The sequence below is a fragment of the Acinetobacter sp. UBA2063 genome, from assembly GCF_002333245.1.
Taxonomy (GTDB): domain Bacteria; phylum Pseudomonadota; class Gammaproteobacteria; order Pseudomonadales; family Moraxellaceae; genus Acinetobacter; species Acinetobacter parvus.
The window spans coordinates 1-4,488 of the sequence record NZ_DDAH01000245.1; the positions used below are offsets into that span (position 1 = coordinate 1).

Annotated in this window: 4 protein-coding genes and 1 pseudogene; 3 read left to right on the forward strand and 2 right to left on the reverse strand. The window is 40.2% G+C overall.

The genetic code is table 11. From position 1 onward, the window contains the following. Positions 1–729 (reverse strand): tRNA epoxyqueuosine(34) reductase QueG (queG, locus tag B4H32_RS11655; protein WP_286803202.1); only part of this gene is annotated, 729 nt, incomplete at its 3' end. Between the two features lie 22 nt (positions 730–751). On the opposite strand from queG, the gene B4H32_RS11660 reads away from it, so the two are divergent. Continuing rightward, on the forward strand, positions 752–2,242 hold the full coding sequence (locus B4H32_RS11660) for a bifunctional ADP-dependent NAD(P)H-hydrate dehydratase/NAD(P)H-hydrate epimerase (protein WP_004769363.1): 1,491 nt from the start codon (positions 752–754) through the stop codon (positions 2,240–2,242). Positions 2,243–2,329: 87 nt separating this feature from the next. Here B4H32_RS11660 and B4H32_RS11665 read toward each other — a convergent pair. Beyond that, positions 2,330–2,581: pseudogene (locus B4H32_RS11665) on the reverse strand (transposase); the annotation flags it as partial. Positions 2,582–2,801: 220 nt separating this feature from the next. Here B4H32_RS11665 and B4H32_RS11670 point away from each other — a divergent pair. Next, positions 2,802–3,794 carry a DUF1852 domain-containing protein gene (locus B4H32_RS11670; RefSeq protein ID WP_286803200.1) on the forward strand — a complete coding sequence of 331 codons (993 nt, stop codon included), beginning with the start codon at positions 2,802–2,804 and terminating at the stop codon, positions 3,792–3,794. A gap of 31 nt (positions 3,795–3,825) precedes the next feature. Continuing rightward, the coding region (locus B4H32_RS11675; RefSeq protein WP_286803201.1) for a methionine synthase at positions 3,826–4,488 on the forward strand (663 nt) is incomplete at its 3' end.

A 4,488-nucleotide genomic window follows, 5' to 3' on the forward strand; every position in this document is an offset into this window, starting at 1 on the left:
TCCTTTATGTTCAATAGTTAAGTAAGCAATACATTTCCTTGCATCTAACATATAAGGCTCAACAATGGCTTGTGTTGGGCAAATGTCGATGCAAGCAGTACATGAGCCACAATGGGCTGTTGCAGGTTGATCAAAAGGGAGGTCAAGCGAAGTAAATAGCTCACCCAAAACGAAGAATGAACCTGATTTTTTATGAATGAGTAAGGTATGTTTTCCTGTCCATCCCATACCTGCACTTTCAGCAAGTGATTTTTCAAAAATAGGTGCTGAGTCCGCAAACGGGCGTGATTCGAAATCGCCCACTTTTTCTTTAATACGACTGGCTAAGGTTTTAAGTCGACCACGCATGACTTTATGATAGTCACGTCCACGCGCGTAGCGTGCAATAATGGCTGAATTTGGTTCAAATGGTACATAACGGGGCTTAGGTGATGCCACAAGATAGTTCATGCGCACACAAATAATGCTTTTAGTTCCAGGTACAAGCAATGTTGGATCAGCACGTTTTTCTAGATTTTCCTCTAAATAGTGCATATCTGCATGATAACCACGTTTTAAATATTCTTTAAAACGTGGCATTTGATCTTGAGCATCAGGTTTGGCAATGACACAATCAGAAAAGCCCAAGTCTAAAGCTTGAGTTTTTATCCATGTTTTAAGTTCTTGAGGATCAAGCTGCTGAAGCTCAATTTTATCAAGTGATTTTCCAGAGGATGTGGTTGAAGCCATAAACCAATAATTAGGGGATAACATGCAACGTTCAGTTTACCATAGCCAAAGCATTCAAGCATGGGAGCAGCGTTGGTTTGCGCAGCAAAATTCATCTTTAGGACTGATGCAACAAGCAGCTTGGACAATCTCACAACAGTTAATTGAACCATTTAATAAAAATAAAATTCAAAAGATCGCAATTTGGTGCGGACAAGGCAATAACGCAGGTGACGGTTACTATATCGCTGCTTTTCTAAAGCAACATGGATTTCACATCACGGTTTATGCAGCTGAACTCGGTCAATCTTTAGATTTAAAACAAGCCGTACAATATGCACTGTTAAATCGAGTTGATATTCAAAGTATCGATTATTTATTGTCGGAAAATGCGAATCACCAAGAAATACCAACTTTTGATTGTCATATTGATGCTCTGTTTGGCATTGGTCTCAATCGAATGCTAGATCAAAAATGGCAATCGATCATCCATTTATTTAACTCACAGATTGGTTTAAAGATTGCTATTGATATTCCGAGCGGACTACATGCCAATACAGGTCGGGCTTTACCCTGTGCAATTCAGGCAGATCAAACCTTTACAATCTTAGGTTATAAGGCAGGGTTGTTTACTGGTCAAGGCAAGGAATATGTGGGAAAGCTGCATTTAGTTAGCTTGATCCCAATTGATACAGAATTAAAACCACTTGCATATCTATCATCTGAAAAAATTGTATTACCGAAACGGCAAGCTTTTGGACATAAAGGAAGTTATGGGCATGTGCTTGTCGTTGGTGGTCATACGGATATGGGCGGAGCGGTGATTATGTCTGCTGAAGCAGCGTTTCATGCTGGAGCAGGGAAAGTCAGTGTGGTCTGTCATGCCAAACATCATCAAGCTATTCTGGCGCGTTCACCGAATATTATGGTGCGAGATATTAATGCCTTAGATGAAAAAACGATCCAACACCTATTAACTCAAATTGATGCCGTATGTTTCGGGATGGGCTTAGGGCGAGATGAATGGGCAGAGCATGTTTATCTAGAGTGGTTCAATTTACTTAATCAAAATTCACATTTAGAAGTGGTATTAGATGCAGATGGGTTGTGGTTTTTGGCAAAACATCCGCAACAATTAAATCCTCATGTTTACGCAACTCCACATTCTGGTGAAGCAGCGACATTATTGGGTTGCAAGCCTGCTGATGTTGAACAAGATCGTATTGTTGCGATTCATAATTTACAACAAAAATATGCAGGGCAATGGGTGCTTAAAGGTGCAGGTAGCCTGATTTTAGAAGATGAATTATTTATCTGTACACAGGGTAATGCAGGGATGGGAACAGGGGGCATGGGTGATGTGCTGGCAGGGATGATTGCCACTTTAAAAGCACAATTTCATGAGCAAGTTGCATTGCATGAAATTGTGAGTTTGCATGCACAAGCAGGGGATTTACTGGCTGAAAATGGTATGAGGGGTTTGCAAGCACACGAAATGGGGAAAATGATTTATAAGGTGGTGAATAAAGAATAGAAAGATTAAGGTCTATTGACATTTCATAAAGATATCCAAATAAATATATAAGCTAGAGGGTGTAAATAATTCTGTGTAAATGCAATTTTAAAAATACTTGGTTACATGCTCTTCAAACATGATACTAAAGCGATTCATGGCAGTTTTCCAATTCTGCATGGGCATCGTCCATTTTTTGCTTGCTGCCATAATTGCTAAATATACTACCTTTTTCACGGAGTCATCGGTTGGGAAGATTTTTCTTTTCCTAGTTGCATGGCGGATAACGCTGTTCAATGATTCAATCGCATTGGTCGTGTAAATCGCTTTGCCAATATCCATAGGATAAGCGAAGAGTGACTATCTTAGCAATTTGGATCAGTCAAAAAGGGTCAATAAGCTGATATTTTTTCAGCTTAAGATGAAGTATTTTCATTTTACAAGGCTGAAAGCTATAGAATAGGTGAACATGAATTAAATTCACTTTTCTATGAAATTAACTCGTTTTTGTTCATGTGATGCTTTCGGTATAAATCACATCATTCAAGTTTTATCGTAGAATTTAGAGTGGTGGATCACAATGAGCAATGAGTTTGCATTTTCGATTAAGCGTATTCGTTTCGATGAAAATTACCGTCCCTCAGACAATACACGTATCACAACCAACTTTGCGAATTTAGCCAGAGGTGAACGTCGTGAGGAGAACTTGCGCAACACGCTAAAAATGATTGACAATCGTTTCAATGCCTTGGCACATTGGGATAATCCTAAAGCAGACCGTTATTCAGTTGAGCTTGACATCATCTCGGTTGATATTGATGTGGAAGGTAATGGTGAGACTTTCCCAACCATTGAAATATTGAAAACCAATATTGTTGATCATAAAACCAATAAACGTATTGAAGGCATTGTTGGCAACAATTTTTCCTCTTATGTGCGCGATTATGACTTTAGTGTCTTATTGCCAGAACATAACAAGCATCAAGCCAAATTTAGCCTGCCAGAAAACTATGGCGAGCTTCATGGTAAAATCTTTAAGTCTTTTTTAAATTCAAAATCTTATAAAGATAATTTCAGTAAACCACCTGTGATTTGTCTGAGTGTGTCAACCACCAAGACTTATCATCGCACTGCCAATCAGCATCCTATCCTGGGGGTGGAATATCAGCAGGATGATTATTCCTTAACTGATGAATATTTCGCAAAAATGGGCTTGCAGGTTCGCTATTTCATGCCACCAAACAGTGTTGCACCTTTGGCATTTTATCATCATGGTGATTTGCTGAGTGACTACACCGATCTTGAACTGATCGGCACGATTAGCACCATGGAAACCTTTCAGAAGATTTATCGCCCTGAAATTTACAATGCCAATTCGGTAGCAGCACAAAGCTATCAACCAAGCTTGAACTATCAGGATTTTTCACTGACGCAAATTGTCTATGACCGTGAAGAACGTAGCCGATTGGCGATTGAACAAGGCAAATGGACTGAAGAGCATTTTATCAAGCCAAACCAAAATATCCTTGAGCAATGGGCTGCGAGCTACACCGATAAAACCGAAACCGCTTAAATTCACCAATTTATAGAAAAGATGATTGATCATGACGAAAATATTATTACCGACTTCAACTGCGGGTAGCTTGCCGAAACCATCTTGGATTGCAGAACCTGAGAAACTTTGGTCGCCTTGGAAATTAGAGGGCGATGACCTGATCCAAGGCAAACGTGATGCGTTGCTGGTATCCTTGCAGGAACAACTCCATGCAGGCATTGATATTGTTAGTGATGGTGAGCAGACCCGCCAGCACTTTGTCACCACCTTTATTGAACATCTGCATGGCGTTGATTTTGAAAAACGAGAAACGGTCAGAATCCGCAATCGTTATGATGCCAGTGTCCCGACTGTATTTGATGCTGTTTCTCGTCAAAAGCCAGTTTTTGTGGAAGATGCCAAGTTTTTACGTCAGCACACCACACAACCAATTAAATGGGCATTGCCAGGTCCAATGACCATGATTGATACGCTGTATGATGCCCATTATAAAAGCCGTGAAAAACTGGCGTGGGAATTTGCCAAAATCCTTAATGAAGAAGCTAAAGAGCTGGAAGCTGCGGGTGTGGATATTATCCAGTTTGATGAACCTGCATTTAATGTGTTCTTTGATGAGGTGAATGACTGGGGTGTTGCGACCCTTGAGCGAGCAATTGAAGGCCTGAAATGTGAAACAGCGGTACATATTTGTTACGGCTATGGCATCAAGGCC

Coding starts and splice junctions, on each gene's coding strand:
- B4H32_RS11660 (WP_004769363.1), top strand. CDS start 752: ATGCAACGTTCAGTTTACCATAGCCAAAGCATTCAAGCATGGGAGCAG.
- B4H32_RS11670 (WP_286803200.1), top strand. CDS start 2,802: ATGAGCAATGAGTTTGCATTTTCGATTAAGCGTATTCGTTTCGATGAA.